This is a genomic window from Photorhabdus tasmaniensis, assembly GCF_011189505.1.
GTDB lineage: Bacteria > Pseudomonadota > Gammaproteobacteria > Enterobacterales > Enterobacteriaceae > Photorhabdus > Photorhabdus tasmaniensis.
The window spans coordinates 1-289 of record NZ_PUJU01000251.1 but is presented as its reverse complement, the minus strand read 5'-3'; the positions used below and the strand labels follow the sequence as shown (position 1 = coordinate 289).

The window sequence follows — 289 nt, the reverse complement described above, 5'->3', positions numbered from 1 at the left end:
TGTCAGGTCAGGACGATGTGGTGATTGGCACACCGAGTGCAGGCCGCAGTCGTCAGGAAGTGGAGTCGCTGATCGGATTCTTTGTCAATACGCTGGCGTTGCGTGTTGATTTATCGGGTGAGCTGACGGTGACGGAGTTGCTGGCGCGGGTGCGGCAAACCGCCTTGACAGTACAGGAGCACCAGGATTTACCGTTTGAGCAGGTGGTGGAAATCGTGCAGCCGCCGCGCCGACTGGCGCATACGCCATTGTTCCAGGTAATGTTTGCCTGGCAAAACAATGAGAATAC

General features: G+C 56.4%; 1 protein-coding gene. It reads left to right on the top strand.

Annotation, left to right across the window (positions count from 1 at the left end):
- The coding region (locus C5471_RS23780; RefSeq protein WP_166296750.1) for a condensation domain-containing protein at positions 1-289 on the top strand (289 nt) is incomplete at both ends.